Annotated in this window: 27 protein-coding genes and 1 riboswitch; of the genes, 11 read left to right on the top strand and 16 right to left on the bottom strand. The window is 71.3% G+C overall.

The window, feature by feature from the left end; translation table 11 throughout:
• The first annotated feature begins 11 nt into the window (after window positions 1-11).
• A riboswitch (SAM riboswitch) is annotated at window positions 12-153 on the top strand.
• Between the two features lie 194 nt (window positions 154-347).
• Window positions 348-1070: an IclR family transcriptional regulator gene (locus ACZ4E1_RS05610; RefSeq protein ID WP_467536132.1), complete on the top strand. Its 723-nt coding sequence runs from the start codon at window positions 348-350 to the stop codon at window positions 1068-1070.
• 17 nt (window positions 1071-1087) lie between these two features.
• Here the strand turns inward: ACZ4E1_RS05610 and ACZ4E1_RS05605 are convergent, their stop codons facing one another.
• The gene (locus tag ACZ4E1_RS05605) at window positions 1088-2383 is read right to left on the bottom strand and encodes a YncE family protein (RefSeq protein ID WP_467536130.1); all 1296 of its coding nucleotides are present in this window, start codon (window positions 2381-2383) and stop codon (window positions 1088-1090) included.
• A gap of 254 nt (window positions 2384-2637) precedes the next feature.
• Here ACZ4E1_RS05605 and ACZ4E1_RS05600 point away from each other — a divergent pair, with 254 nt between their 5' ends.
• Together ACZ4E1_RS05600 and ACZ4E1_RS05595 are read left to right on the top strand one after the other, a co-directional pair.
• Window positions 2638-3282: a TetR/AcrR family transcriptional regulator gene (locus ACZ4E1_RS05600; protein ID WP_467536128.1), complete on the top strand. Its 645-nt coding sequence runs from the start codon at window positions 2638-2640 to the stop codon at window positions 3280-3282.
• Between the two features lie 410 nt (window positions 3283-3692).
• Window positions 3693-3902 carry a class IIb bacteriocin, lactobin A/cerein 7B family gene (locus ACZ4E1_RS05595; RefSeq protein ID WP_467536126.1) on the top strand — a complete coding sequence of 70 codons (210 nt, stop codon included), beginning with the start codon at window positions 3693-3695 and terminating at the stop codon, window positions 3900-3902.
• A 140-nt stretch (window positions 3903-4042) separates the two neighbouring features.
• Here the strand turns inward: ACZ4E1_RS05595 and ACZ4E1_RS05590 are convergent, their stop codons facing one another.
• Both ACZ4E1_RS05590 and ACZ4E1_RS05585 read right to left on the bottom strand, forming a co-directional pair.
• Window positions 4043-4627, bottom strand: coding sequence for a DinB family protein (locus tag ACZ4E1_RS05590; RefSeq protein ID WP_467536124.1), 585 nt, complete (start codon window positions 4625-4627; stop codon window positions 4043-4045).
• Window positions 4624-5913, bottom strand: coding sequence for an MFS transporter (locus ACZ4E1_RS05585; RefSeq protein WP_467536122.1), 1290 nt, complete (start codon window positions 5911-5913; stop codon window positions 4624-4626). Before ACZ4E1_RS05585 ends, ACZ4E1_RS05590 begins: the two co-directional genes overlap by 4 nt.
• An 89-nt stretch (window positions 5914-6002) precedes the next feature.
• On the opposite strand from ACZ4E1_RS05585, the gene ACZ4E1_RS05580 reads away from it, so the two are divergent.
• Complete coding sequence (locus tag ACZ4E1_RS05580) at window positions 6003-6980, top strand: ArsR/SmtB family transcription factor (protein WP_467536121.1); 978 nt, start codon at window positions 6003-6005, stop codon at window positions 6978-6980.
• Window positions 6981-6990: 10 nt separating this feature from the next.
• On the opposite strand, the gene ACZ4E1_RS05575 is transcribed toward ACZ4E1_RS05580, so the two are convergent.
• From ACZ4E1_RS05575 to ACZ4E1_RS05565, 3 genes are all read right to left on the bottom strand, one after another.
• On the bottom strand, window positions 6991-7623 hold the full coding sequence (locus ACZ4E1_RS05575; protein WP_467536118.1) for a M15 family metallopeptidase: 633 nt from the start codon (window positions 7621-7623) through the stop codon (window positions 6991-6993).
• A gap of 61 nt (window positions 7624-7684) precedes the next feature.
• Window positions 7685-8302 (bottom strand): hypothetical protein, encoded by a 618-nt coding sequence (locus ACZ4E1_RS05570; protein ID WP_467536116.1) that lies wholly within the window; start codon window positions 8300-8302, stop codon window positions 7685-7687.
• Window positions 8303-8516: 214 nt separating this feature from the next.
• On the bottom strand, window positions 8517-9029 hold the full coding sequence (locus ACZ4E1_RS05565) for a DinB family protein (RefSeq protein ID WP_467536114.1): 513 nt from the start codon (window positions 9027-9029) through the stop codon (window positions 8517-8519).
• 683 nt (window positions 9030-9712) lie between these two features.
• Here ACZ4E1_RS05565 and ACZ4E1_RS05560 point away from each other — a divergent pair.
• The 3 genes from ACZ4E1_RS05560 to ACZ4E1_RS05550 all read left to right on the top strand — a co-directional run bounded on the left by ACZ4E1_RS05560 (window position 9713) and on the right by ACZ4E1_RS05550 (window position 13413).
• Window positions 9713-11125: a family 2B encapsulin nanocompartment shell protein gene (locus ACZ4E1_RS05560; RefSeq protein WP_467536112.1), complete on the top strand. Its 1413-nt coding sequence runs from the start codon at window positions 9713-9715 to the stop codon at window positions 11123-11125.
• A 105-nt stretch (window positions 11126-11230) separates the two neighbouring features.
• On the top strand, window positions 11231-12502 hold the full coding sequence (locus ACZ4E1_RS05555) for a family 2 encapsulin nanocompartment cargo protein terpene cyclase (protein WP_467536110.1): 1272 nt from the start codon (window positions 11231-11233) through the stop codon (window positions 12500-12502).
• A 5-nt stretch (window positions 12503-12507) separates the two neighbouring features.
• Window positions 12508-13413 carry a geranyl diphosphate 2-C-methyltransferase gene (locus ACZ4E1_RS05550; protein ID WP_467536108.1) on the top strand — a complete coding sequence of 302 codons (906 nt, stop codon included), beginning with the start codon at window positions 12508-12510 and terminating at the stop codon, window positions 13411-13413.
• A 57-nt stretch (window positions 13414-13470) separates the two neighbouring features.
• Here the strand turns inward: ACZ4E1_RS05550 and ACZ4E1_RS05545 are convergent, their stop codons facing one another.
• The 7 genes from ACZ4E1_RS05545 to ACZ4E1_RS05515 all read right to left on the bottom strand — a co-directional run bounded on the left by ACZ4E1_RS05545 (window position 13471) and on the right by ACZ4E1_RS05515 (window position 21656).
• Window positions 13471-14220, bottom strand: a complete 750-nt coding sequence (locus ACZ4E1_RS05545; RefSeq protein ID WP_467536106.1) for an ATP-binding cassette domain-containing protein — start codon at window positions 14218-14220, stop codon at window positions 13471-13473.
• Window positions 14217-16052: a dipeptide/oligopeptide/nickel ABC transporter permease/ATP-binding protein gene (locus ACZ4E1_RS05540; RefSeq protein ID WP_467536105.1), complete on the bottom strand. Its 1836-nt coding sequence runs from the start codon at window positions 16050-16052 to the stop codon at window positions 14217-14219. Before ACZ4E1_RS05540 ends, ACZ4E1_RS05545 begins: the two co-directional genes overlap by 4 nt.
• On the bottom strand, window positions 16049-17053 hold the full coding sequence (locus ACZ4E1_RS05535) for an ABC transporter permease (protein WP_467536104.1): 1005 nt from the start codon (window positions 17051-17053) through the stop codon (window positions 16049-16051). The genes ACZ4E1_RS05540 and ACZ4E1_RS05535 overlap by 4 nt, the downstream gene beginning before the upstream one ends.
• Before the next feature lie 74 nt (window positions 17054-17127).
• Window positions 17128-18693: an ABC transporter substrate-binding protein gene (locus ACZ4E1_RS05530; protein WP_467536103.1), complete on the bottom strand. Its 1566-nt coding sequence runs from the start codon at window positions 18691-18693 to the stop codon at window positions 17128-17130.
• A gap of 187 nt (window positions 18694-18880) precedes the next feature.
• Window positions 18881-20284, bottom strand: coding sequence for an amidase (locus tag ACZ4E1_RS05525; protein WP_467536102.1), 1404 nt, complete (start codon window positions 20282-20284; stop codon window positions 18881-18883).
• Window positions 20284-20700, bottom strand: coding sequence for an acyl-CoA dehydrogenase C-terminal domain-containing protein (locus tag ACZ4E1_RS05520; protein ID WP_467536100.1), 417 nt, complete (start codon window positions 20698-20700; stop codon window positions 20284-20286). Before ACZ4E1_RS05520 ends, ACZ4E1_RS05525 begins: the two co-directional genes overlap by 1 nt.
• Entirely contained in the window at window positions 20697-21656 is a 960-nt protein-coding gene (locus ACZ4E1_RS05515) for a hypothetical protein (RefSeq protein ID WP_467536098.1), read from the bottom strand. Before ACZ4E1_RS05515 ends, ACZ4E1_RS05520 begins: the two co-directional genes overlap by 4 nt.
• Before the next feature lie 120 nt (window positions 21657-21776).
• On the opposite strand from ACZ4E1_RS05515, the gene ACZ4E1_RS05510 reads away from it, so the two are divergent.
• The 3 genes from ACZ4E1_RS05510 (at window position 21777) to ACZ4E1_RS05500 (ending at window position 23795) form a co-directional block, all read left to right on the top strand.
• A complete protein-coding gene (locus tag ACZ4E1_RS05510) occupies window positions 21777-22364 on the top strand; it encodes a TetR/AcrR family transcriptional regulator (RefSeq protein ID WP_467536097.1) in 588 nt (195 codons plus the stop codon).
• Window positions 22365-22428: 64 nt separating this feature from the next.
• Window positions 22429-23595, top strand: coding sequence for a GDSL-type esterase/lipase family protein (locus ACZ4E1_RS05505; protein WP_467536095.1), 1167 nt, complete (start codon window positions 22429-22431; stop codon window positions 23593-23595).
• Window positions 23595-23795 (top strand): hypothetical protein, encoded by a 201-nt coding sequence (locus tag ACZ4E1_RS05500; RefSeq protein WP_467536094.1) that lies wholly within the window; start codon window positions 23595-23597, stop codon window positions 23793-23795. Before ACZ4E1_RS05505 ends, ACZ4E1_RS05500 begins: the two co-directional genes overlap by 1 nt.
• Window positions 23796-23858: 63 nt before the next feature.
• Here ACZ4E1_RS05500 and ACZ4E1_RS05495 read toward each other — a convergent pair whose 3' ends face one another.
• Both ACZ4E1_RS05495 and ACZ4E1_RS05490 read right to left on the bottom strand, forming a co-directional pair.
• Window positions 23859-24059, bottom strand: coding sequence for a DUF2191 domain-containing protein (locus ACZ4E1_RS05495; protein ID WP_467536093.1), 201 nt, complete (start codon window positions 24057-24059; stop codon window positions 23859-23861).
• A 67-nt stretch (window positions 24060-24126) separates the two neighbouring features.
• Complete coding sequence (locus tag ACZ4E1_RS05490; protein WP_467536091.1) at window positions 24127-25032, bottom strand: LysR family transcriptional regulator; 906 nt, start codon at window positions 25030-25032, stop codon at window positions 24127-24129.
• Between the two features lie 58 nt (window positions 25033-25090).
• Between ACZ4E1_RS05490 and ACZ4E1_RS05485 the strand changes: the two genes are divergently transcribed.
• The gene (locus tag ACZ4E1_RS05485) at window positions 25091-25897 is read left to right on the top strand and encodes an NAD(P)-dependent oxidoreductase (RefSeq protein ID WP_467536089.1); all 807 of its coding nucleotides are present in this window, start codon (window positions 25091-25093) and stop codon (window positions 25895-25897) included.
• Here the strand turns inward: ACZ4E1_RS05485 and ACZ4E1_RS05480 are convergent.
• On the bottom strand, window positions 25894-26352 hold the full coding sequence (locus ACZ4E1_RS05480) for a hypothetical protein (protein ID WP_467536087.1): 459 nt from the start codon (window positions 26350-26352) through the stop codon (window positions 25894-25896). The genes ACZ4E1_RS05485 and ACZ4E1_RS05480 overlap by 4 nt on opposite strands.
• Between the last annotated feature and the right edge of the window lie 156 nt (window positions 26353-26508).

Here is a 26508-nt window from a genome sequence, read left to right as displayed (position 1 = left end):
ATGGTCTTCGCGAATCATCCAGAGGGGTGGAGGGACCGGCCCTACGAAGCCCCGGCAACTCCCCGTTCGACTCGGTGCTCCATCTGCGCGCCGTGCCGTCGGGATCAGTGCCAACTCCGGCTCGCGCCAACGTGGCGCGGGAAAAGATGAGGAGACACGGTGCTCTCTGTGCTGACCTTCGCCCCGGCTCTTTCCGCCCCGGGCCTTCCGCATACCCGTCTCGCGATCACCGCGGCACATCGGCCGACCTCTTCGGTCCTTCCTCGCTGATCACCCCCTCCCTCGCCCGAGCGAGGTCTCCGCGACCGGATTCTCGGTCGCGGCCCGAGACTGGAGTAGCTCTTTTCATGGACATATCCGATATTTCCAGCGGTGTCGGCGTGCTCGACAAGACCGCGGTGATCCTGGATGCGCTGGCGTCGGGGCCCGCCACGCTCGCGGGGCTGGTCGCCTCGACGGGCCTGTCCCGGCCCACCGCCCACCGGCTCGCCACGGCCCTCGAACGCCACCGGCTGGTCGGCCGGGACCTTCAGGGCCGCTTCGTCCTCGGCCCCTGGCTCGCCGAACTCTCGGCCGCGTCGGGCGAGGACCTCCTGCTGACCTCTGCGGGCCCGGTCCTCACCGCCCTGCGCGACAGGACCGGCGAGAGCGCTCAGCTCTACCGTCGGCAGGGGGACGTGCGTGTCTGCGTCGCCGCCGCAGAACGGACCGCGGGTCTGCGCGACACCGTGCCCGTCGGTTCCGCGTTCCCCATGAAGGTCGGCTCCGCCGCCCAGGTCCTGCTGGCCTGGGAGGAACCCGAGCGCTACCACCACGGCCTGCAAGGGGCTCACTTCACGGCCAGGACGCTCAGCGGGGTACGGCGCCGGGGGTGGGCCCAGTCGATCGGCGAACGTGAACCCGGCATGGCCTCCGTCTCGGCTCCGGTGCGCGACCCGGGCCGCCGTGTCGTGGCCGCCGTCACGGTCACCGGCCCGCTCCAACGCCTCACCCGCCACCCCGGCGCCCGGCTCGCGGAGGCCGCCGTCCACGCGGCGGACCGCCTCACCGAGGCCCTCCACCGACCCTGACGACGACTGCGGCCGGGTCAGCCCGTGGGGCTGGTCCAGTCGGCGGGGACATGGGCGATCCGTACGCGCTGCGGGTGGTCGCCGACCGGAACGGAGGTCACCTTCCGCCCCGTGGCGAAGTCGATGGCGGTCACCTGATCGGCGCCGCTCTCGGAGATGACGCAGGCGCGGCCGTCACCGCTGACGGTGGCCCAGTAGGGCTTGGACGCGGGGACGAGCGGGCCTTCCTGGAGGGTTCCCCGGTCGACGACGGTCGCGTAGTCGTCCATGGTGCCCGCGATGCACAGTTTGCTGCCGTCGGGATTCATGGACATGCCGTGGTGGCGCGAGTCGTTGACGAAGGTGGTGCGGTCGTCACTGGTGGCCGGGTTCTCGGGCAGGGTCTTGACCCGGGTGATCTTGTCGGTGGCGACGTCGTACTCCAGGAAGCCGTTGAAGTAGGAGACCTGGAAGTACAGCTTGGAGAAGTCGGGGCTGAAGACCGCGGGGCGGACCGCGTTGGACAGGTCCTTGCGGCCGAAGGCGTCCAGGCGGGCGCGCATGTCGATCGTCCGGACGACCTCGAAGGTGTTCGCGTCGACGACGGTGATGCGGCGGTCGCCCTTCGTCCAGTCCATGAGCGGGTCGTCGAGGGCGGTCTCCACGTTGCCGATGGACATGTTCCAGATGTACCGGCCGCCCTCGGTCCACACGTTCTCGTGCGGCTTGTCGCCGGCGGCGAACGTGCCCAGCCGACGACCGGTTTCGATGTCCAGGACGTACACGACCTTGCCGAGCGAGGCGGAGACCGCGACTTTGGTGCCGTCCGGGGACACCGCCATGTGATCGGAGCGGTAACCCGCGACCGCGAACCGCCAGTTCACCTTGCCGGTGGTCAGGTCGATGGAGACGACGTCGCCGAAGCTGGGCCGTGAGGCGACCAGGGAGCGGCCGTCGGGGGTGGAGTACAGGTCGTCGACGAGCTGGTCGTGCCCCTCGCCCGCGGTGGCCCGGATCCCGAGGTAGACGGCCAGGTTGACGGGGTTGAGGTAGATGGCGGCCAGTCGCTCGGACTTGTCGGGGACGACATTGACCCGGCCGATCCTGGTGAAGTCGCCGCGGGGGTTGATGACGTCGGCGGTGCCGTCCCAGTTGTTCCCGACGAACATCACCTCGCGCAGGGCGGGCGCGGCCTCGGCCGAGCTCACCGAGAGGGGCACGACGACACCGGCGGCCAGAACGGCGGCGCCGGCGATGTTCCGCAGACGGCGCCGCCCCGAGCGGGTTCTCCCGCGTGCGGGGGCTGTCGGGGCATGGGTACGCGCAGCGTGCATGCTTGCTCTCTCCCAAAGGTGGAATTCCGCGGAGGGGCAGGAGCACCGAGTCGTTCCGGTCCGCTGCCGGGCGGTGACGAAGGCGCTGGGCATGACCGGCCGGGGTTCCGGTCAGCCTCGTGAGCCGTGCGCGGAACCCTCCGCAAGTCTGAACATCGGCATGTTCGGACTCCGGTTACTGGATGGTAGGGAGGGGTGGGGTACACCGCAAGGCCGGTGCGGGAGGATTCTCGGGATCACCTGATGGAGGCACCGTGGCAGGCAGGATTCCACCGGCGGCAGGCCGGTACGGAGGCAGGGACGCGTCCGAGCGCCAGGCCGAGCGGCGCCGTCGTTTCATGGACGCGGGTCTGGAGTTGTTCGGCGCGGTCCACGGCTACCGGGGCACCCGGATCGCCGATCTGTGCAAGGCGGCCGGCCTGTCGAGCCGTCAGTTCTATGAAGAGTTCCGCACGTTGGAAGACCTGCTCGCGGAACTGCACCTGTACGTCAACGCCGTGGCCGAACAGGCCGTGCTCGACGTCCTGCCCGCGATCGAGGACAAGCCGGTGCGCGAGCGGCTCGAACTGATGCTCCGCGCCTACGTCGAGGGCGCCGCCTCCGATCCGCGCCACGCCCGGATCGCCTACGTCGAGATCGTCGGTGTCAGCCCCCGCCTGGACCGCCAGCGCCTGCACCGCCGTGCGGTCTGGATCGACCTGCTGGGCCGGCTGGTCGACGACGCCCTGGAGCGGGGCGAGATTCCGCCGGACGACTACCGCATCGCCGGCCCGGCCTACATCGGAGCGGTGAACGGCCTCATGCACGACTGGGTCGTCGGCTGGGTCGACGCGACGGTCGAGCAGATCGCCGACGAGCTCATCAAGATGGCCGTGGGCCGTTATCAGATCGGATCGTGACGGCGCCCGGTCCTCGTTCGGCAGATCTGCACTCATGCTCCGCAAGGTCGATACGGACCCGCCGTGACGGACCTCGGCGCGCACGCGGGTCGCCTCCTATCTCTCGATTGTCCCTTTCGTGAACGCGCTGGGCCGCGCGGTTGCCCCGTTCCGCCGCCGACGATGTGGAGAAGTCGGCCCGGATCCGTGTTCGGGTCCACGCGAGTGTGCCGCCCGGACGTCGAACAGCCCGGGCCGGAGCGGCTGTTCGTTAGCTCTTCCGCGGGCCGCGTGGTTTGATCCACGGCACCGCTCCCCCCGGAGCGCCGGCGCCCACGGACGGACGTCGTCGTTCCTGCGGTCGAGGCCCGCAGTCCCCAGCGGGGCCACCCCCCTCTTGTGGATCATCCATGCGAAAGGGAAGTACCGAAATGAACTCCGCTCACCAGCTTCAGACCGTCGAGCTCACCGACGCCGACCTCGACACCGTCTCCGGCGGCGTGGCCCCGCACGCCTCCGTCGTGGCCGGCCCCCAGGCCGTCAGCGACGCGTCGCTCCTGGCGCAGGCCGGAGCCGTTCAGGACCAGGTCCTCGGTGCGGTCGGCCAGTACCGCGACTTCGGCGTCAGCGTCTCCCTCTGACCGCCTGCCTGAGCAAGGACAAGGCGTCGACAAGGAGTCAGGCCTGAGACGCGGCTCCCTGCTGTACCGGCGCGCTGTCCCGTGGGGGCATCTCCGAACGGGGATGCCCCCCTCGGCATCGGCCCCGCCGACCGGTCCGGCTAAGCCTTGACGGAGGCGGCGGATCTGGCGGCCCGCTCGATCTTCGCGCGGTGGGCGGCCCGGGCCTCCTCGTCGATCCGCCTCTCGTGTTCGGCGCGCAGCCCGGTCCGGCCGTCGACGCTCTCGCGCAGGATGTCGGCGTGCCCGGCGTGCCGGACGGTCTCGCTCAGGACGTGGAGGACGACGGCGAACAGGTTCGTGTTGGGCGCGGGCTCCGACCACCACGGCACATGGCCGTGGGCGTCCAGGGAAAGCTCGTCGATCGTCGCGTCCGAGTGTTCCCAGGTGCGCCGGTAGAACCCGATGATCTGTTCCCGGGTCTCGTCCTCGGCCGCCCACTGGTCGCTCCCGTCGGAGTCCTGCCACCGGCCCAGCGGTTCCGGGGAGGGGCGGTCGAAGACCTCGCCGAGGTAGCGAGCCTCGACGGTCGCCACGTGTTTGACCAGGCCGAGGAGGTTGGTCCCGGTCGCTGTGAGAGGTCGGCGGACGTCGTACTCGGACAAGCCGTCGAGTTTCCACAGCAGCGCCTCGCGGTCCCGCCGCAGTCTGCCGTGCAGGTGGTCCTTCGCGAACGCGTCGATCATGCGGTGTGCGCCTTCCGTGAGGTGTGCGTGGTTTCAAGATCCCGTACGGGCTTCGGGGACGCGGGCCGGTGCCAGGTGAGGATCCAGCCGCCGGCCAGTGCTGCCGCGCCGCCCGCCAGGGCCATCGCCCCGCCTGTTCCGACCCCCGCGGCCACCACCCCGAAGCACGCCGGTCCGACGCCCTGCAGCGTCATGCCTCCGGAACCGAGCAGACCGAAGGCCTGACCCTGACCCTCCGGCGGCAAGGCGTCCAGGAACGGCCGTTGCAGCCCGAGACCGTAGGCGAATCCGGAGCCGCAGAGCAGCAGCAGACACGACGAGGCGCCGACTCCGGGCTCGGTGGCGAAACCGAGCAACGGCAGTCCCATCAGGGCGGTCAGCGGCACGACGACGCGCTCACGGGTGGACGGCCGCAGCAGTCGACCCACGAGCACGTCGCCGACGAGCATGCCGACCGGCAGGCAGGCCATCAGCACGGCGTACCAGCCGGCCGCGAAGCCGCGTCCTCCCGCGTAGGCGACGATCAGGCCTTCCGCGCCCGCCACGAACGCGGGCGGCAGCCACTGGGCCAGCATCAGTCGCCGGACCGCGGGCCCGCGCAGCAGCAGTCCGGCACCGTACAGACTGGTCCGGACCGCCCCGCCGTCGCCGCGGGGCGTGCCGCCGGACCGTCCCGCTTCCGGTCGAGGGAGTCGCAGGCGGACGGCGAGCGCGCAGGCGAGGTAGAGGGCGGCGCTCACCGCGAGCGAGCGGTGCGGGCCGAGCGCGGCGACGGTCGCGCCTCCCAGTGCCAGACCGAGCAGTTGCGCGCCGGAGCCGGCGATGTTGTTCAGTGAACGGCCCAGTACGTACGCGTCGCCCTCCAGCCACTGCGCGACGAGCCGGGCCGACGCGCCACTGCACACCGGTGTGACGAGGGCGATCAGTGCCACGACGCCGAGGGCCGCCGCGGTCGGCATCCGGACCAGCGCGAGCAGCAGAGCGGCGGCGCACGCCGAGGCGTGGCCACCGGCGATGAGCGCGCGGGGCGGCAGCCGGTCGGCCAGTGAGCCCAGCAGCAGCGAGCCGAACAGCTGCGGGAGGAAGCCGATCCCGAAGGCCAGGGCACTCAGCGGCGCGGAGCCGGTGGCCGCGAAGACCAGGACCGAGAACGTGGTGATCCGCAGCGCGTCCGCCGTGATCGCGACCGTGCGGGTCGTGAAGAGCAGCCGGAACCGCGGCTCGGACAGCACCTGCCGATAGGTGGCGCGGTGGTCGCCCTGCGCGGGTTCGGCGGTTGCGGTCATGCCGCGCAGCCTCTCCGTGGGGCCACACCACTCACCAATGATTCGTCGGTGCACGAATCCAAGGGGACGTCCCCCGCTAGCATGGCGGAATGCTGCGCTTCGAAGTCTCCCTCGACGACCTGCTGCGCAGCCGCTTCGCGCTGTCGCCCGCGCTGGACCTCTGCCTGCTGCTGCGCTCGCTCGCCGGCCAGGGCCGGCCACTGCCGCGGGCCTGGGCCACCCGGCTCCTGCCGGTCTTCGAACGGCTGCGCCGCGAGAGCGAACTGGACGCCTTCCTCGCCCTGCAGACCCCGCGAGGCGGACCGAACTTCGTCGCCCCACCGCCGCGCGGCCTCAACCAGACCTGGGCGGATGACCTGGCCACGATCCGGGCCACACCGCTGGAAGCGGCCCGCCACGAATGCCTCACCTCCGCGGGCGGACCGTCCGCCCGTGATCCGCGCGTGCGCGCGGTGCTGGACTCGACGGACGCCGTGTCCCGGATCGCGGAGGTGATGGATCAGGCGTGGCACGAGCTGCTCGCCGCGGACTGGCCGCAACTGCGCGCGGTCTGTGAGCGCGATGTCGTGCACCGGGTGGGGGTGATCGGCGAACACGGGTGGGCCACGGCCGTCGAGAGCCTGCACCCGGGCATCGAATGGCGTGCCGGGGGCCTCGAGATCGACTTCTTCCGCGGTGGAACGGTCCGCCTCGCCGGCGACGGGCTCCTGCTCATCCCTTCGGTCTTCGTCGGGGATGTCGGCGCCCACCTGGAGGATCCCTGGCCCCGGTCCTTGATCTACCGAGCCCGCGGCACCGCGGCCCTGTGGGGCGAGCAGGAGAGCGTCCCCCACCCGGACGCGCTGACCGCTCTGGTCGGCCGGGCCCGGGCGCGGCTGCTGCTGGCGCTGGACGCCCCGGCCAGTACCAGCCACCTCGCCCGGAGCCTCGCCATGGCGCCCGGCGCCGTCGGAGACCACCTCGCCATCCTGCGGGGCGCGGGGCTGCTCGTCCGCGCCCGGTCCGGACGGTCGGTGCTCTACCGGCGCACCCCGCTGGGCGAGGCACTGGTCGCCGGGTCCGGCTGAAGGCGCGCGGTCAGGCGGGTCCGTAGAGGGCGCTGTCGGCCTTGGTCATCAGTGCCCAGTAGCGGTCGCCGTAGGACCAGTGCCACCACTCGGTGGGGTAGTTGACGAAGCCGGCGTCGGCCATGGTCCGGGCCAGGAGAGCACGGTGGTCGCGTGCTGCGTCGGACAGCCCCGGGGCGTCGAGCGGGCAGTACTTCTCGTCTCCGGTGCGGTGGCCGTTGACGGCGCCGCCCATGTCCAGCTCCACGCCGTCGGCATCGACGAGCGTCAGGTCGAGGGCCGCCCCGGCACAGTGCGGGGCCACCTCGACCGGGGAGACGAAGGCGCTCGCCCGGCGCCGCAGGTCGCCAGGGTCGGTGATGCCCGAGCCGCGCAGGCGGTCCTCGTAGAGGGCGAACCGCCGTGCCTGCTCGGTGCTGCTGCGATGCCCTTCCACGACGAGGAACCGAACGCCGTCGGGAAGCTTCTCGGAAGCCGCCCGCAGACGGGCGAGCACACCGGACCTGACCCGGCCGTACGCCCCTTCCTCGTCCCGCTCCCGGGAGTCCAGTGCGATCTCCCGTGCAGAGGCGATCTCTACGAGAGGCTCGCCGCAGTCCCGGACGGGGATCTCGGCCACTTGGGGGTCACTCAGCAAGATCATGGAGGGTGAGCCTAGACCTTGCGGACCTGCGGCGAACTCCGGTCCCCGCGTGCCCGGTTGGTCAGGGTGTGTCGGTGCGCGTGGTGGCGCGCCTGCGCCGGTACGCGAAGCAGACCGCTGCCAGCAGGGGTCCCCACAGGAGGAGGGGCGCGTAGGTCACGTTGAAGAAGGCGAGTTCCCAGCCGTGCATCGTCTTCGTGGGGTAGTCGCTGGGGAGTTGGTCACCTCGGATGGTGAGTCCGGACAGCGAGGTGACGAAGGCGGTGGTCCACAGTGCCGTGAGGATCGTGGCGCCGAGTGCGGCTGGCAGGACGGCCGCGAGCGGCGGCACTCTGCGCCCGCCGAGCAGTGGAATCCAGCGCGGGAGGACCTCTCCCCACGCGGCGACCAGCCCGATCGCGGTGAAGGCCAGCAGTTCGGAGAAGACGGACAGGGCGACGATGTAGACCGGACCCGGCAGCCATGACGGGAGCTGACCCGCACCGTGCGGGCCGTCGTCGCCGATGTGGAAGACGACGGTCATGATCCGCCACACGCCGGAGGGCAGCACGGTGAAGGGGATGGCGTAGGCCGCGATCCGGGCCCAGCGGGGGACGCCGGGCACCGGGGCGTGCGCGCGTTTCCAGGCGGCGCGCAGCCCCTTGGCCGGGGCCTGTGCGGTGGCGTGGTGGGCGGTCATACGGGCTCCTGGGGCCGTCGGATGTCGCTCGGTCGAGCGATACCAACGGTCACAGCCCGCGCCCGCCGAAGCGTCGACCCCCGGACGGAACCGGATCCGCTCCGCAGGGGAAGGCGCCACCGGTCTCATGGGCCCTGAGGATGATCGTGCGGCGGCGAAGCCGTCCCTGCCGACGACGAAGGCGACGGCAGGGTGGGCTGTTCCTGCTCGGGGGTTACGCGCCGGTGGCACCGTCGATGCGTTCGCGCAGCAGGTCCGCGTGCCCGTTGTGGCGGGCGTACTCCTCGATCATGTGGACGTAGATCCAGCGGAGGTTGACGTCCTGGTCCATGAAGCGGCCGGTGTCCGTCAGGGCGCGGTCGGCGCAGCGTGCGCGGGCGTGGGCGATCTCCGCCTGCCAGGTGGTGAGCGCGCCGTGCAGGGTGGCGCCCTCGGCCAGTTCGAAGCCGCCGTCGGGGGCGGAGGGGTCGGCCTGGGGGTCGTAGATGGGCGGGGCCGCTTCCCCGGCGAACACGCGGCGGAACCAGTTCCGCTCCACTTCCGCCATGTGCTGGACCAGGCCGATGAGCGTGAAGTCGGATGGCGGCACGGACCTGGTGGCGGCCTGCTGGTCGTCCAGGCCCTCGCACTTCATGGCGAGTGTGGTGCGGTGGAAGTCGAGCCAGTTCTCGAGCGTGGTGCGCTCGTCGACGTTCAGGGGCGGGATGGGGCGTTCGATGGAGCTCATCGGTCGATTATCGCCAGCGGCCGGCGAGGTCGACGGGCAGGGTTGGATCCAGCGTCCAGGTTGCGCGTTCGCATACCTCATCACTGCTGCCACCACAGGAACTTGAGGGTCCGTCAGGTCTCTTGCTCGCCTCGACAGTCAGTGCCTCCCGGCGCGGATTCTCGGCTGAGGTCAGGTGGTCGACGCTCCGGGGCTCCTCGTCCCTTCGGGCGGGTTCGGTTCCTATAGCGGACCCCTCCCCGGACGTGACGTCGCCCCGCCTGAGTCATGGCGCGATTGCGATGCCGTGCAGCGGGGCACCGGCCGCCACACCGCCGGGGCGTGACGGCCAGGAGTGGGTGCCTCTGCCGACCGGGACATCTATGTCGGACCGAAATCACGGGGCACTTCCCTGCCCCGGCCCGCCCGCCCGCCGTCGCCGGCCGGTCGGCCACCCGGCCGGGACCCGCGGCCGAAGCGGGGCCGAAATCTGCTGTTACCCCGGCAAACATCGCGCAAGCCATGATCAACGGATCGAGCGAACGTCCCCCGTTTCCCATGGTCCGCGGAGCGGAGCGGCCCCTAGCTTCGAGTCGGGCCCGGACGGATATGCCGTTCGCACAGCCCACCTCCTTCTTTCACCCGCCTGCCCGATCAGCCCGCAGACGCGCCACCCCCGCCCTGAACAAGGAGAGTTCGCCCCGATGACTGTCGACTCGAGCCCGGAAGTACAGCCGGAGTCAGCCCAGCACACCAGCCTCGGCACGGCGGCGGCCCGCAACCTCGCCACCACCACCAAGTCCGCCCCGCAGATGCAGGAGATCACCTCCCGGTGGCTGCTGCGGATGCTCCCCTGGGTGGAGACCAAGGGCGGCGTCTACCGGGTGAACCGCCGCCTGACGTACACCGTCGGCGACGGACGCGTGGACTTCATCCAGGACGGCGGTGACGTCCGGGTCATCCCCCGCGAGCTCGGCGAACTGGCCATGTTGCGCGGCTTCGACGACGTGGAGGTCCTGACCGCCCTCGCCGACCGCTGCGTCCAGCGCGACTTCCAGGCCGGCGAGACCTTGGTGGAACGCGGGCAGGGCGCCGACAAGCTGCACCTCATCGCCCACGGCCGCATCAACCAGACCTCCGTCGGCGAGTACGGCGACGAGGTCGCCCTGGATGTCCTGGCCGACGGCGACCGGTTCGGTGACCACGCCCTGCTGGACGGCAGCGGCCCGTGGCAGCACAGCGCCACCGCCGAGACGGCCGGCACCCTCCTCACCCTGTCGCGCGCGGACTTCGAGGCGGTGCTCGCCACGGCGCCCGCCCTGCGGGACCACATCGCCCGGTTCACCTCGCTCCCCCACCAGCGGCAGAACCACCGCGGCGAGGCGGAGATCGCGATGTCGGCCGGCCACACCGGCGAGCACGAACTGCCCGGCGCGTTCGTCGACTACGAGCTCAACCCGCGCGAGTACGAACTCTCGGTCGCCCAGACCATCCTGCGGATCCACACGAGGGTCGCCGACCTCTACAACGAGCCGATGAACCAGACCAAGGAGCAACTCCGGCTCACCATCGAGGCGTTGCGCGAACGCCAGGAGCACGAGCTCATCAACAACAAGGAGTTCGGCCTCCTCAACAACGCCGACTTCAAGCAGCGCCTCCAGCCGCACGCCGGCCCGCCCACCCCGGACGACCTGGACGAGCTGCTCTGCCGCCGTCGCGGGTCGAAGTTCTTCCTCGCGCACCCCAAGACCATCGCGGCGATCGGGCGCGAGTTCAACGCGCGGGGGCTCTACCCGGACCATGTCGACCTCGGTGGTCAGCAGGTCCCGGCCTGGCGCGGGGTCCCGATCCTCCCGTGCAACAAGATCCCGATCACGAAGGAGCGGACCAGCTCCATCCTCTGTATGCGTACCGGCGAGGACAACCAGGGCGTCATCGGTCTGCACCAGACGGGTCTGCCGGACGAGTACGAACCGGGCCTGTCGGTCCGCTTCATGAACATCAACGAGCAGGCCATCACGTCCTATCTCGTCAGCACCTACTACTCCGCCGCCATCCTCGTGCCGGACGCGGTCGGCGTGCTGGAGAACGTACAGATCGGCCGCTGGCCCCGGTAGCGGCCCCGGCCCGCACGGCACGGTGCGGCCACCCCCGTCCGCCGGGACGGCCGCACCCGCCAAAAGGGCCCCGGGACAGCCGCCCACCCCACGAAGGAGCCACCGATGCCCGCCCCCGAGACGACACCTCCACAGTCGAGCCTGCCGGCGGCCGCCGACCGCTCCACGGCACACTTCCTCGCTGAAGCCGCTGCCCGTGCCCGCGACATCAAGGCCGTCACCGGTGAGCTGTCCGGCGCGCCGCCCGTGCCCGCACCACCCGCGGTTCCCGCTCCGGCACAGGTTCCCGGCCCGGAAACGGTCCTGCCCGGCCCCAGCGGCCTGGGCACGGCGGGCCTGCGCCTGACCCCGCGCCCACAGGTTCCGACGGATCCTCCGCCGCCGGAACCCCAGGCGCAGGGCACCCCGATCCCTGGGCTCTACCACCACCCGGTGGCCGAGCCCGACCCGGTGCGTGTCGAGGAGCTCAGCCGCAGGATCAAGTCCTGGGCGCTGGACGAGGTCTCCCTGTACCCCGAGGAGTGGGAGGAGCAGTTCGACGGCTTCTCCGTGGGCCGCTACATGGTCGCCTGCCACCCGGACGCGCCCACCATCGACCATCTGATGATCGCCACCCGCCTGATGGTGGCCGAGAACGCGGTCGACGACTGCTACTGCGAGGACCACGGGGGCTCGCCCGACGGTCTCGGCGAACGGCTCCTCCTGGCGCACACCGCACTCGACCCCCTCTACACGACACAGGAGTACCAGGCCCCCTGGGCCCAGTCCCTCCACTCGGACGCGCCCCGGCGCGCCTACCGCTCCGCCATGGGCTACTTCGACCAGGCGGCGAGCCCCTCCCAGAGCGACCGGTACCGGCACGACATGGCCCGGCTCCACCTGGGGTACCTCGCCGAGGCCGCCTGGGCCCAGATGGAGCACGTACCCAAGGTGTGGGAGTACCTGGCGATGCGCCAGTTCAACAACTTCCGCCCCTGCCCGACCATCACCGACACCGTCGGCGGCTACGAACTGCCGGCGGACCTGCACGCCCAGACCGCCATGCAGAAGGTCATCGCGCTCGCGGGGAACGCCACGACGATCGTGAACGACCTGTACTCGTACACCAAGGAACTCGACGCTCCCGGCACTCACCTGAACCTGCCCGTCGTGATCGCCGAACGTGAGGGCCTGTCCGACCGGGACGCCTACCTGAAGTCGGTCGAGGTCCACAACGAGCTCATGCACGACTTCGAGAGCAACGCAGCGGCCCTGGCCGCCGACTGCCCGATCCCGACGGTGCACCGCTTCCTGCGAGGCGTGGCCGCCTGGGTCGACGGAAACCACCACTGGCACCAGACCAACACCTATCGCTACAGCCTGCCGGACTTCTGGTAGGAAGAATGGACTCATCTGTGACCAGCACGACCAGCACCGAGCTCACCGCCCCCGCCACCGCCTCCGTGTCCATCCCCGGCCCGGCGACTCCCTACCAGGGCGACATCGCCCGCTACTGGGACGGGGAGGCCCGGCCCGTGAACCTGCGTCTCGGCGACGTCGACGGTCTCTACCACCACCACTACGGCATCGGTGACGTCGACCACGCCGCGCTCGGCGACCCCGAGGACAGCGAGAGCGAGAAGAAGCTCATCGCCGAACTGCACCGGCTGGAGTCGGCGCAGACCGACGTGCTCCTGGAGAACCTCGGCGGCATCGGGCGCGACGACACCCTGGTGGACGCCGGCTGCGGACGCGGCGGCTCGATGGTGATGGCGCACCAGCGCTTCGGCAGCAAGGTCGAGGGTGTCACCCTCTCGGCCAAGCAGGCCGACTTCGCCAACCGTCGCGCCCAGGAGCTGGGCATCCAGGACCACGTCCGCGCCCAGGTCTGCAACATGCTCGACATGCCGTTCGAGACCGGGCAGGCCGCTGCTTCCTGGAACAACGAGTCGAGCATGTACGTCGACCTCCAGGACCTCATGGCGGAGCACTCCCGGATCCTCGAGGTCGGCGGTCGCTACGTGACCATCACGGGCTGCTGGAACCCCCGGTACGGGCAGCCTTCGAAGTGGGTCTCGCAGATCAACGCGCACTTCGAGTGCAACATCCACTCGCGCCGGGAGTACCTGCGCGCGATGGCCGACAACCGCCTGGTGCCGCAGGCCGTCATCGACCTCACCCCGGCCACCCTGCCCTACTGGGAGCTGCGGGCGACGTCCTCCCTGGTCACCGGCATCGAGGACGCGTTCATCAACTCCTACAAGGACGGCTCCTTCCAGTACGTCCTGATCGCCGCCGACCGCGTCTGACCTGCGGTCCGGGTCCCACCACAGGCGCCTGAGCAGGCATGCAGCCCGCCAGGCGCCTCACCCTGCGTCCGGGACACTGTCGAGGAGCAGCCTCGTGTACGCGTGCCGCGGAGCCGTGAACAGGGCGTCGCGGGAGGCCCTCTCGACCAGGGTTCCGTGCCGCAGGACGGCCACCTCGTCGCAGACGTGCCGGACCACGGCCAGGTCGTGGGAGATGAACAGCATCGTCAGGTCGAGCTCGCCGCGCAGTTCGCGCAGGACATTGAGCACCTCCGCCTGTACCGAGGTGTCCAGTGCGGAGGTGATCTCGTCCGCGATGATCAGCGCGGGTCGTACCGCCAACGCCCTTGCTATGGCGATGCGTTGGCGCTGACCGCCGGAGAACGCCTGGGGGTGGCGCGTGGCGGCCTCGCCGTCGAGGGCCACGCGGTTGAGGAGCGCCTCGATCTCCGTGCGGTGCTTCTTCACGTCGGCGCGGCGCGGGTCGAGTGCTTCGGCGAGTGTCTCGCCGATGGTCATGCGCGGGTTGAGGGAGGCGTACGGATCCTGCGGGATCATCTGGACGCGGCGGCGCTCGGTGACGGTGCGCCGGGTGTGGGTGAGGTCGACGCCGTCGAGCAGGATGCGGCCGGCGGACGGTCTGACGAGTCCGACGACGGCCTTGGCCAGGGTCGATTTCCCGGAGCCCGACTCGCCCACGAGGCCGACGGTGCGTCCGGCGGGCACGGTGAGGCCGACCTGCTTGAGCACCTGGTGTCGTCCGAACGTGACGTCCAGGTCCTGGACTTGCAGTAGTGGCTCGGTCATCCGACCTGCTCCTTGTCCCAGGTGAGTGCGTGGCAGGCGGCGGCCCCGGTGCCGGTGGGCGTCAGCACCGGTGCTTCCTCGTGGCACGGCCGGCGGGCACTGGGGCAGCGCGGCGCGAAGGCGCAGCCCGCGGGGCGGTCGGCGGGGTGCGGAGGCCGGCCGGGCAGGGAGGCCAGGGGTTCGTCGACGGCGGAGTGAAGGGTGGGCGTGGCGGCGAGCAGGGCCTGTGTGTACGGGTGGTCGGCGTCACCGGCGCGGAGGCGCTCGATGGGCAGTGCCTCGACGACGCGGCCCGCGTACAGGACGAGAACCCGGTCGCAGACGGCGGAGACGACGCCGATGTCGTGGGAGATGAGCAGGACGGTGGTGCCGTCGTTCTCGTTGGCCTCGCGGAGCAGGCCGAGGACTTCTGCCTGCACGGTGACGTCGAGCGCGGTCGTGGGCTCGTCGGCGATGAGCAGCTGCGGTGAGGTGAGCAGTGCCGAGGCGATCATGGCGCGCTGGCGCATGCCGCCGGACAGTTCGTGGGCGTATTGCCTGAGTCGCTGTTCGGGCAGGGTCACACGGGCCGCGGCGAGTCGTTCGGCGGCCTGCCGGGCGGCGGCCTTGCGGGAGGTGCGGCCGTGGATGCGCAGGGCTTCGGTGAGCTGTCCGCCGAGCTTGAGCGTGGGGTTGAACGAGGCGGACGGGTCCTGGTGGACGATGCCGATCTCGGTGGCCAGGCGTGCGGCCGGTGGTCGGCCGGTGAGGTCGAGGTCGCCGACCCTGAGGGTGCCGGCCACCGCGGTGAGGTCGTCGGGCAGGAGTCGGGCCAGGGCCATCGCGGTCAGGCTCTTGCCGGAGCCCGACTCGCCGACCAGGCCGAGGACTTCACCACGGTCGATGGTGAAGGAGATGTCGTCGACGAGGCGGGTGCCGTCGGGCAGCACGACGCTGAGGTGGTCGGCGACGACGTGCGCGGCGCCGGGGGGTGGTGCGCCGGTGACCGCTCGGACCGTGGCGCGGTAGCCGCGCCTGCGGCCGGCCGTCGGGTTGACCGCGGCGGCGAGTCCGTCGCCGGTCAGTCCGCCGGCGAGCCCGGCGAGAATGATGACGAGGGATGGGCCGAGCGCGGGCCACGGGTTGAGGTAGATGCCTTCGAGGCCCTTGTTGAGGACCGATCCCCAGTCGTAGTCCGGCGCCTGGACGCCGACGCCGAGGAACGACAGCCCCGACAGCGCCTTCAGGGAGACGGTGAAGGCGACCGCGAGGAGCACGAGCAGCGGCTCGGCGATGTTCGGCAGGATGTGGCGGCGCAGCAGCCGCGCCGGGGACACACCGAGCAGGCGGGCGGTGGAGACGAAGTCCCGGCCCGCGATGGACGCAGCGAGGTTGGTGGTGAGGCGGGCGAACGCGGGGCAGGTCGCCAGGCCGATCGCGACGACGGAGGTGACGGCGCCGGGACCGAGGATCGCGACCAGGGCGAGGGCGAAGATGACGCTGGGGTAGGAGATCAGTACGTCGATCAGGCGCTGCCCGAGGGCCCGCACGCGCGGTCCGGCCACCCAGATCGCCGCGCCGAAGCCGATGCCGCCGACGGCGGCGATGGCGGTGGTCGCCAGGCACATGAGCAGGGTGAGGCGCGTGGCGACCATGGTGCGGGCGAAGATGTCCCGCCCGAGGGCGTCGGTGCCGAACCAGTGCGCGGCGGAGGCCCCCAGATGGGTCTGGTCGGTGAGCGTGTCGGCCCGGTCGCCCCAGACGGCGGGAGCGACGGCGGCGAGGACCACGAAGAGCGCGAGTCCGGCGAGGCCGAGGGCCAGTACCGGTGACCTGCGGAGCTTGACGATCATGCGTCGCCCGCCTTTCCGCGGAGGCTGCGGGGGTCGAGGAGGCCGAGGACGACGTCCACGAGGAGGTTGAGGAGGGTGGCCAGGACTCCGAGCACGAGAACGACGCCCTGGATCACCGGGTAGTCGCGCTTGACGAGGGCGTCGAGCACTCCGGTGCCGAGTCCGGGCCAGGCGAAGACGAATTCGACGATGACCGCGCCGCCGAGCAGTCCGGTGAGGATCAGGCCGCCGAGGGTGAGGGTGCTGGTCATCAGGTTGGGCAGGGCGTGGCGTGCGTAGAGCCGCAGTACGCCGGGGCGACGCCCTCGTGCGGTGCGCATGTAGTCCATGGCCAGGACCGTCGCGGTCTCGCGGCGGACGACGCGCGCCAGGGTGCAGATGGGGGCGATCGTCAGGGCGAGGACCGGCAGGATCATCGCGTCGAGGGTGGCGGCGCCGGACGGCGGCAGCACCTTGAGTTTGATCGCGAAGAGCATGATGAGCAGGGTGGCGAGCACGAACTCGGGGACGGAGCCCAGGATCGAGGTCACCGAGGTGAACGCGGTGTCCAGGGCCCGGCGGCGGTTGCCCCGGCAGGCCACCGCGACGGCCATGCCGAGGGGGATGCTGACGGCGAGGGCGATCACCACGGCGAGCAGGGCGATCTGGGCGGTGAAGGGAAGCCGGTCGGCGATGACGTCGGAGACCGGCAGGCCGCTGGAGAAGGACGTGCCGAGATCGCCGTGCAGCAGGCCGTTCGCGTAGTGCAGGAACTGGGTGAGCAGCGGCTGGTCCAGTCCTTGCGCGTGCCGGATCTGTTCGATCCGGGCCGGTCCGGCGTCGGGCCCGGCCATCACCTGGGCGGGGTCGCCCGGGATCAGTTGAACGATCAGGAACGTGCCGACGACCAGCGTGACGAGTACGCCCACGAGGCCGGCGAGACGGCCGAGCAGGAACCGCGGCCACGGGGAGCCGACGGGCTTCGCGGTGGCCGCCTTGGGGGGTGCGGTCAGAGTCTCCACGACTCTCCTCACTTGGGGCGTGGAACCGGCCGGGGCGGCAGGGCCCCGGCCGGTCCGGGTGTCACGGGCCGGGGCTACGGGGCGACGCGCACGGTCTCGGGGGCGAGCAGGCCGTCGGGGGCGGCGATGGAGACGCGGGCGGCGGTGGTGTAGTTCAGGTTGACGGTCGCCATCGGGACCACGTCGAAGTCGGTGAGCAGCGCCTTCTGGGCCTTGTCCCAGGCGGCGCACTTCGCGGTCTGGTCGGTGGTGGCCATCGCCGCGCCGAAGCCCTTCTCGAACTCCGTGTTGTGGGTGCCGGGGAAGTTGCGGCCTCCGTCGGCCGGGCCGGGTCCGACGAAGAGGCTGGCGGGGGTGGTCAGCAGGTTGGTGAGGTTGAGGTTGGGCAGGACGGTGAGGTCCCAGTCGCCCTTGTTGCTGATGACGTCGTTGCCCCAGGTGGCGCTGTCGGCGTTGCGCAGGGACACGTCGGCGCCCACGGCCTTGAGCGCGGCCTGGACGTACTCGTTGCCGGAGCCGGCCGCGACCGAGTTCGTGCCGACCAGCTTGATCTTCATGCCCTTGAGCACGTCCTTGGCGGCGGCCGGGTCGGTCTGGGCGAGCAGGGACTCGTCCTGGTTGGCGCACGGCACGCTCGCGTCGGTGATGCTGCTCATCAGGGTCCCGCTGCCGCGGGTGACGGCCCGGTTGAAGGCCTTGCGGTCGAGGCTCCGGGCGACGGCCTCGCGGACCTTCGGGTCGGCGCCCGGGTGGCCCTTGCGCTCGTTGAACACGATCATCATCCGGATGATGGGTGCCGGGGTGATCCTGAACTTGTCGTTCTTGACGAACCTGGCGACGTCCGGGCCGGTGAAGGCCGCGTAGTCGAGGGTGCCCGCGGCGAGGTTGTTCGCCATCGTGGCCTCGGACTGGATGATGGGCATCTCCACGACGTCCGGCACCGTGCCCTTGGGCATGTTCTTGTACGTCGCCCAGCCCGTGTATCCCTCGACCGCGCTGAGGGTGTACCGCGCGCCGGGCTCGGCGGACTCGATGTAGTACGCGCCGGTGCCCGCGCCCTTCTTGCCGGACTTGAGCAGCTCCGGCTTGTCGAGGGCGGCCGGGCAGACGATGCCGGCCTGGGGCAGAGCGAGCCCGTAGAGCAGGTCGGACCAGGGCTTGTCGAGCTTCACGGACACGGTGCCGGTCGCGTCGTCGCCGGTGGCGGTGACCTTGGCGCCGGGGCCGAAGACCTGACTCGCGGCGGTCGACTTGGTCGCCGGGTCGGCGAACCGGGTCAGGACCTTCGCGACGCCGGAGGCGGTGACCTTCGTTCCGTCGGTGCACTTGGCGTCCGGGCGGAGCGTGAACTCGGCCGATTTCGCGTCGGCTTTCCACCGTGACGCTAGACCGGGGATGATCTTTCCCTTGTCGTCGCGGCGGACCAGCTGGTCGTCGAGCATGCGGGCGAAGACGAAGTCGGCGGCCACGGTGCCCAGTTGGGGGTCCAGGCTGGTCGGGTCGGAGGACGTGGCGATGGAGACCTTGACCTTCTTCCCGCCGTCCTTGCCGCCGGTGCCGTCGGCCGACGTGGTGCAGCCCGTCACGGCGAGGCCGAGTACCAGGGCGCAGACGCCGAGAGTGAGTGGAACACGTGCCATGGGTGCCTCCTGGATTGTGCGCCTGCGCGGGTGCGCGACCACGGGATGTGCGGGTACGTGCTGTCGGTGCTTCGGTGCTTCTGTGCATTCGGGCTACGGCGCCTTCGGGCTTTCGGTGCCTTCGGGCTTTCGGTGCCTTCGGTGCCTTCGGTGCCTTCGGCGCTCTGGGGATCGATCGATGCGTCGTTCAGAGCGGGGGCCTGCGTCCGGCCCAGGGCTGCGCCGCCTCCAACTGGGCACACAGGGAGAGGAGTTGTGCGTCCTCTCCGAGACGGCCGGTGAGCATGACGCCGATCGGCAGCCCTTGCGCGGACCAGTGCAGCGGCAGACTCGCCGCGGGCTGGCCTGTGACGTTCTGCGCGGCGGCGTAGGGGGATGCCAGGAACTGGCGCTTCAGGTCGGTCGCCGGGCCGTGTTCCTTGAACCACTGCGGGCGTTGCGGGGGCAGCGCCAGGGTCGGGCTCAGGACCGCGTCGAACCGGTGGGCCGCGGTCATCGCCTGGGCGGCGCGCAGTTGGAGGTCCTGCAGCGCGCCGAGGAACCGCTCGGAGGGGACGGACCGGCCACGCTCCCGCCAGTGCCGGGTGAGCGGAAGCAGCAGGTCCTCGTCCCTCACCGGCACGCGCAGGGAGCGTACGGCCCACACGTCCTGGAACTCCTCGACCATCGGGGGCCCGAACGGCGGCTCGATGTCCTCGACCTCGTGCCCTAGGGAGACAAGGAGCTCGGTGGCCCGCTCGTAGGCGGCGACGACGTCCGGATGGACGTGGACCTCGCCGCTACCGGGGTCGCTGAACCGGCCGATGCGCAGGCGTCCGGGCTCCCGCGCGGACCGGTCGAGGAAGCTCCCGCCGTCGGGCGGCGGCGCCGCCCAGAACAGGTCGCCGGGCTGGGGGCCGGCCATCGCGTCGAGCAGGGCCGCCGCGTCGGCGACGGTGCGTGCCAGCGGGCCCTGACAGAGCTGGATGACCGGATCCTGCGCGAGGGGGCCGTTGCTGATCCGGCCCCGGGAGGGCTTGAAGCCGAAGACCCCGCACACGCTCGCCGGGATGCGGACGGAGCCTCCTGCGTCGTTGCCGTGGGCGAAGGGCACGAGGCCGGCGGCGACGGCCGCGCCGGATCCGCCGCTGGATCCGCCGGCGGTGCGGGTGAGGTCCCAGGGTGTGCGCGAGGATCCCGCGTAGGTGTCGGAGTAGGGGGACAGGCCGAACTCGGCGGCGTTCAGCTTGCCGAGGCTGATGGTGCCCGCCTCGCGCAGCAGCCGGACGACGTGTGCCTCGACGGGCGGTGTGAAGCCTTTGAAGGCGGCGGAGCCGAAGGTGGTCGGCATGTCGCTGGTGGCGGTGAGGTCCTTGACGGCGGTGGGTACGCCGAACAGAGGCGGCAGTTCCGTCGCGGCGCTCCGCCCGGCCAGCCGCTTCTCCGCGGCTCGGGCGGCGGCCCGGGCCTGGTCGGCCGCCACGTGGGAGAACGCGCCGACCTTCGGGTCGAGGCGCTCGATCCGGCCGAGGTAGTGCTCGACCAGCTCCACGGGGCTCAGTTCACCGGCCCGGATCGCGGCGGCCTGCTGCAAGGCGCTCAGTTCGTGCATCAGAAGACCCCGTCCGGTATGTCCATCAGGTGGTGGTCGGTCTGCCGCAGGACGGCGAGCCGGCCCGCCAGTTCGGGCAGGACCGTCGAGGTGAAGTACCGGGCGGCGGCGACCTTGCCGGTGTAGAAGTCCGGTTCGGCCGTGCCCGCGTCCAGCGCGGCGAGAGCCACCGAGGCCTGGCGGAGCAGCAGCCGGCCGATGAGGAGGTCGCCGACGCTCATCAGCAGCCGGGTGGTGTTCTGGCCGGTCTTGTAGACCGCTTCGGGGTGCTCGCGCGCCGCGACCTGGGCGAGGATGGCGCGGGCGGTGTCGGCGTCGATGTCCTCGAAGCGGTCCGTGCCGAGCCTGCGGTCGAGGCCTAGCACCTCGAAGAGGTTGAAGTGGAGGTCGCGCAGATTGCTGCGGTAGTGGCTCAACGGGATCCTCCCGGGGAGTTCGAGGCCTCCGCGGAGTTCGGGACGCCCGAACTGTTCGGGTAGTCCGGGCTGTTCGGGTAGTCCGGGTAGGACTCCTTGAACACGCCCTGGTGGAGCAGGACCTCGGCGACGGCGGACCCGGTCGTCTCACAGGTGACGGTGGTCCGCACCCAGGCCGTCTCGGTCCGGCGGGTCTCCCCCAGCGCGACGACCTCGCGCTCCAGTACGTAGGGCGCGTCCACGAACACGGGGCCGGAGAGGAGTTTGATCTGGAGGTCGAGGAAGAGGCCGACCGTGGGCTCGGCCTTGACGAGGCCGGACTCGGCCCAGGTGGACATCGCGAGCACGCTGATCATCTCCAGCGGCACGATCGGCCGGCCCCAGGGGTTGTCCGGGCCGGTGTACCAGGGGCTCGGCTCGGTGATCGTCTCCAGCTTGTGGTTCAGGGTGAACGGGTAGAGGTCGCCGAGGTGGGTGTCGGGGCCCATCCGGACGTGTTCGGGCCGCGCACCGGTGCGACCGGGCTCCCACCCCTCGAAGATCACGGGGCGGCGCAGGGGCCGGAGCCGGGCGAGCCGTTCGTCGAGGGCGGTCGGTTCGTCGCCGAGGGTCGCGGTGCCGGACAGGACACGTGTCCCGTCCTCCTTCGAGGTGTGGATCAGCGCCCGGTTCCCGGTGAAGGCGGCGCTCGCCCGGGTCCGCTCGCCGTCGAGACAGATGGCCTCGAAGTGGGCGCTCAGACAGCCGGAGGAGAACCATCGCTCGCCCCACATCCGGGCGGCCAACGGGTCGTACTGACTGAAGTGGGTGGGCCCCTCGACCGCCGCTCCCGCGACGCCCAACCGCCGTGCGGTGGCCGGGTCATGGATGCCCGCGTGGTCCCCGTAGGTCTGGTCGAGCAGCAGGTTGCGCGGGGCCCGGAGAGGCCCTGTGATCTCGAGCGGCGTCGTGAACATGGCCGAATTTCTAGCACGCATCCGTTTCAATACCAACCGGTCGGCATTGACAAATTTCCTGGGCCGGGATGTGCTGTGTCCGGCACGATCCGCCCCTGAGAGACCAGCCGGAGGACAGCGATGGGCAGGCCGAAGGTTTCCGACCCCGAGGTGCGCAGGCGCATCCTCGACGTGGCGCTGGACCTGTTCGCCGCGAAGGGCTTCGACGCCACCGGCGTCCAGGAGATCGTGTCCAAGGCGGGCGTGACCAAGGGCGCGCTGTACCACTACTTCGCGTCGAAGGACGAGATCCTCTTCGAGATCTACGGCAGGGTCTTCGGCCGTGAACTGGAGTCGCTGGAACGGATCCTGGCCCAGGGCCACGACCCGGAGAGGACCCTGCGGGAGGTCGTCGTGGATTTGGTGGTCCTCACGGCGGCCGGCGCCAAGGAGTCGGCCGTCTTCGCGAAGGGCGGACGTTCGGACTCCCCGCACTGGCAGGCCCTGGAGGAGCAGTGGCGGCACTACCAGGAGCGCTTTCGCGCCATCGTGCGGGAGGGGCAGCAGGCCGGTTCGTTCGCCACGCAGGCGTCTCCGGAAGTGGTGTCCTGGTCGGTCTTCGGCTTCACCAACTCGATGCACACCTGGTACCGGCCCGGGGGCAGCAAATCACCGGCCGAGATCGGCGCCGAACTCGCCGAGTTGATCCTCTCCGGGCTGAAGCGTTGAACCGACAGCGGCGCGGGAGCGCCGACGAGGCCGGTACTGGACGGATAGGGCGGGGTGTCGGCGCATGATGCGTTCGGTTCTGGACCTGGCACGGGAGTGCGTCACCGGCGCCGTCGAGACCGCCGCCGACGCCACAGGCGTGGTCCTGCACCGGGTCCCGGCCGTCGCCCGTGCCCAACTGGCCGAGCCCACACTGGACTTCATGAGCGCGGTGCCGTCGGGTGTGCGCATCGAAGCGCTCACCGACGCGGCGGTCCTGGAGCTCGACGTGGACCTGACCCACCTCGTCGTCCAGGGCGCGGACTCCCCCGGCACCGCCGTGGACGTCGTCGTCGACGGAACCCTGCGGGAGACCGTGCGCACCACGCAGGAGACGGTGGTGGTCATCAACCTGCGCACCCGCGACATGCGGACCCACCCGGCCGGCCCCGTGACGCTGCGGCTCGATCTGGGCGAGCCCGGCGCCGAACGCCGGGTCGAGGTGTGGCTCCCCGTCTCCTCGGCGCTGCGGCTCCTCGACGTACGGGTCCCCGTCGGCGCCGCCCTGCGGCCCGCACCGGCCGCGGGTCCGCCGTGGGTGCATCACGGCAGTTCCCTCAGCCAGTGCTCCGAGGCCGACCGGCCCACCGGAGCCTGGCCGACGATCGTGGCGCGCAGCGCCGGTCTGTCTTTGACGAACCTGGGTGTCGGCGGGCAGTGCCACCTCGACCAGTTCATGGCGCGCACCATCCGGGACCTGCCCGCGGCAGCGATCAGCCTGGAGCTCGGCATCAACGTCGTCAACCTCGACAGCATGCGCGAACGCGCGTTCCTCTCCGCCTTCCACGGCTTCCTCGACACGGTGCGCGACGGCCACCCCGACACCCCGATGCTCGTGATCACCCCGCTCATCTGCCCGGCCGTCGAGGACCGGCCGGGCCCCACGCCGTTCGGCCCCGACCACCTCTTCCACGCCGCCGAACGCCCCGCCCACCTCGCCACCGGCTCCCTCACCCTGCGCCGTATCCGCCAGCTCCTGGAGCAAGGGGTCGAACTCCGGCGCCGAGCCGGGGACACCTCGCTCCACCTGCTGCACGGCACAACCCTGTTCGGCCCCACCGACACCGCCGACCTCCCCGACGGCCTGCACCCGAACCCGGCCGGCTATCGCCGCGTGGCCGAACGCTTCCTCCCCCTGGCCTTCGGCGAGAACGGTCTGCTGCGGCAGACGCCGCTGCCCGCACACCGGTGATGTCCGGAGCGCGGCTCCTGCGGATCGACTCGGGCATCCCGACGTCGGGCGATGCGGCCTATGGCGTGGGCTGGGCGTTCTTGGTGGGCTACGTCCCGCGGGCCCTGGGTGCGCCGTGGTTCGTCGCGGACATCTGCAACGTGATCGCCATGACGCCTGTGGTGGTGCTCTTCGTCGCAGCATGGCGCCGGAGACGTTGAGTTACTGGCTCGCCGATGCCTGCGCCGTGCCGGGCTTCCTCGGCTCCTGCCCCGCCAGGGAGTTCAGCCCTGCGGATCCTGCGGTGTGGTGTCGGCCTCGTGCAGGCTTCGGTCCTTGAGTTCGGTGCGGGTCTCCGTGCGGTGGCCGCGGGCGATGTAGTCCCGGACGATCGCCTCGATCGCGTCCTGCGGTGAGCCGATCCCCGCCAGGACCATGACTTCCACCACGAGTTCGGCGTCGAGACTGATATTGACCTTGGCCATCGTGCCCCCTCATCGCGTCACCTGGCCGCACTCTAGTCGGGGCTAGGTCACACATCACGGTTCAAAATCAGGGAAGTTGGGCCTGTAGTTCCTCGGCCGTGTCGCGGAGCAGGGCCAGGAAGGCCGTGGCCGCAGCCGTCGGTGCGCCCGGCGTGGCCGCGCAGATGCGGCGGTACGGCACGTCGTCCGGGTGGATCGTCACGAGCGCGACGTCCGGGCGCACGGAGGCCGCCGCGAGCGCCGGGACGAGCGTCACGCCCAGACCCGCCGCGACCGCGCCCAGCTTGGCGATCCAGTCGAGCGCGAGCAGCCCGGTGCGCGGGCGGAGGCCCGCCGCGACCACGGGGCGGAAGAGCGTGTCCTCCAGCCGCTCGTTGGCGACGATCCACTCCTCTCCGGCCAGGTCCGCGAGGCGTACGTCGCGCTGTCCGGCGTACGGGTGGCCGAGTTCCAGGGCCACCAGCATCGGCTCGTCCAGGAGGTGATGGAGCGTCACTCCGGTCGGTGGGACGGTGTCCGTCGCCGGGCTGACGACCGCGAGGTCCTCCTCCCCGGCCGCGATCAGCCCCAGGTGCTTCACCGACGGGCCCTCCACCCGGGTCACCGTCACTCCCGGATGCCGCTTCCGGAACGCCGCCTGGGCCCGCGGGACGAGCGCGGCGGCCGCGCTGGAGAACGCCCCGAGCCGGAGCAGTCCGCCGTCCAGTGTGCGCAGCGCCGTCAGCTCGGCGCGTGCGGTGGCGAGCCGGTCGCGTACCGCCTCGGCGTGCGGCAGCAGGACCCGGCCCGCTTCGGTCAGCCGCACGCCGCGCGGCAGCCGCTCGAACAGTTCGGCTCCCCAGTCCTCCTCAAGTGACCGCACCTGACGGGAGATCGCGGACTGGGTGTAGCCGAGCGACCGGGCGGCCGAGGTGAAGGACCCGGTGCGGGCGACGGCGAGGAACGCCTCGTACAAGCCATGCGTGACCAGCATGAGAGCCATGCTAGACAGTCGCTTGTGGCATGGGTGGGCCGGATCTAGCGTCGACGCCATGGACACCGACACCATCACCGCGCAGAAGATCGCCTTTCTCGGCCTCGGCTCCATGGGTCTGCCCATGGCCCGCCGCCTCCTCGACGCCGGACACCCGCTCACGGTCTGGAACCGCACCGCCTCCAAGGCCGCGCCGCTCGTCGAAGCCGGCGCCGTCCTCGCCGCGCACCCCGCCGAGGCCGTCCGGGACGCCGATGTCGTGATCACGATGCTGGCCGACCCCGTCGCCGCCCGAGCGGTCGCCGACGACATGATCCCGGCCCTGCGTCCGGGCACGCACTGGGTCGACACCTCCACCATCGGCCCGGACGCCGGACGCGAACTCGCGGCCATGCTCCCGCAGGGTGTGACCCTGATCGACGCGCCGGTCATGGGGAGCGTCGACCGCGCCGCCACCGGCGAACTGCTGATCCTGGCGGGCGGCGACACCACACCGGTCGCGGACGTCCTCGCCCTGCTGGGCACCGTCACCCCCTGCGGCGGCCCCGGCGACGGCGCCGCCCTCAAACTGGTCCTCATCAGCGCGGCGGTCGCGGGCGTCACCGTGGTCGCCGAGAGCCTCACCCTCGCTCAATCCCTGGGCCTGCCCCGCGATCTGACGCTGCGCACCCTCGGCGCGGGCCCGCTCGGCGGCGCGGTCGGCCGGGTCCTCGCCACCGGCTCCCACTTCCCCGTGGCCCTCGCCGCCAAGGACGTGGCCCTGGCCACCACGAACGCCGAACTGCCCCTGCTGGAAACGGTCCACCGCATCCTGCTCGCGGACCCGTCCCTGCGCACCGAAGACCTGGCCGCGGTGGCCCGCTAAAGGGTGCCCCGCACGGTCCTCTCCCGTTCACGCCTCTCCTGCCGGGCGACCACCACGATCCAACCGGCCGCCATCAGGGCGCCGGCCACACCCGCCAACACGACCAGGCCTTCCGCGGGCACGAGGTCGTCGCCGCCCGGATACCGCTGACCGCACAGCCGCACCGTCTCGGGGTGTTCGGCCGAGGCTTCGAGGCACACCCCGGAGCCGACCTCGGGACCGGCCGGCCCCGCGTCCTGCCCCACCGGAAGGTCCTGGGTGGCGAACCGCCGATCGCCGACCCGGTAGGACACTCGGACCTGGAACCCGCCCTTGACCGGCACGACACGGTCGACGGCGCCATGGACCCGTAGGGGCGAGGCATCGATCCTTCGGGCGTCCGAGATCTCGCCGGCCAGCGACGAGCCTCCCACCCCTGCCACCACCAGGGACGCCGCCGCGATCAACAGCGGCACCCTCCTGCCCCGCCCCCCTGCACGCCACCGCATGCGGGCAGTGTCACTTGGCGCGGATCGGGCAACCACCGTTCCGTAAGCGGGAGTTCGACGCCCTGCGGACGGCTGCGCCCCGGGCGTCGACGCGCGTGCGGACGACGTCACATACTGTTCCTC

Source organism: Streptomyces sp. NPDC025806 (assembly GCF_055558275.1).
Note: the sequence above shows the minus strand (reverse complement) of the source record. Positions and strands in the feature narration are given on the sequence as shown.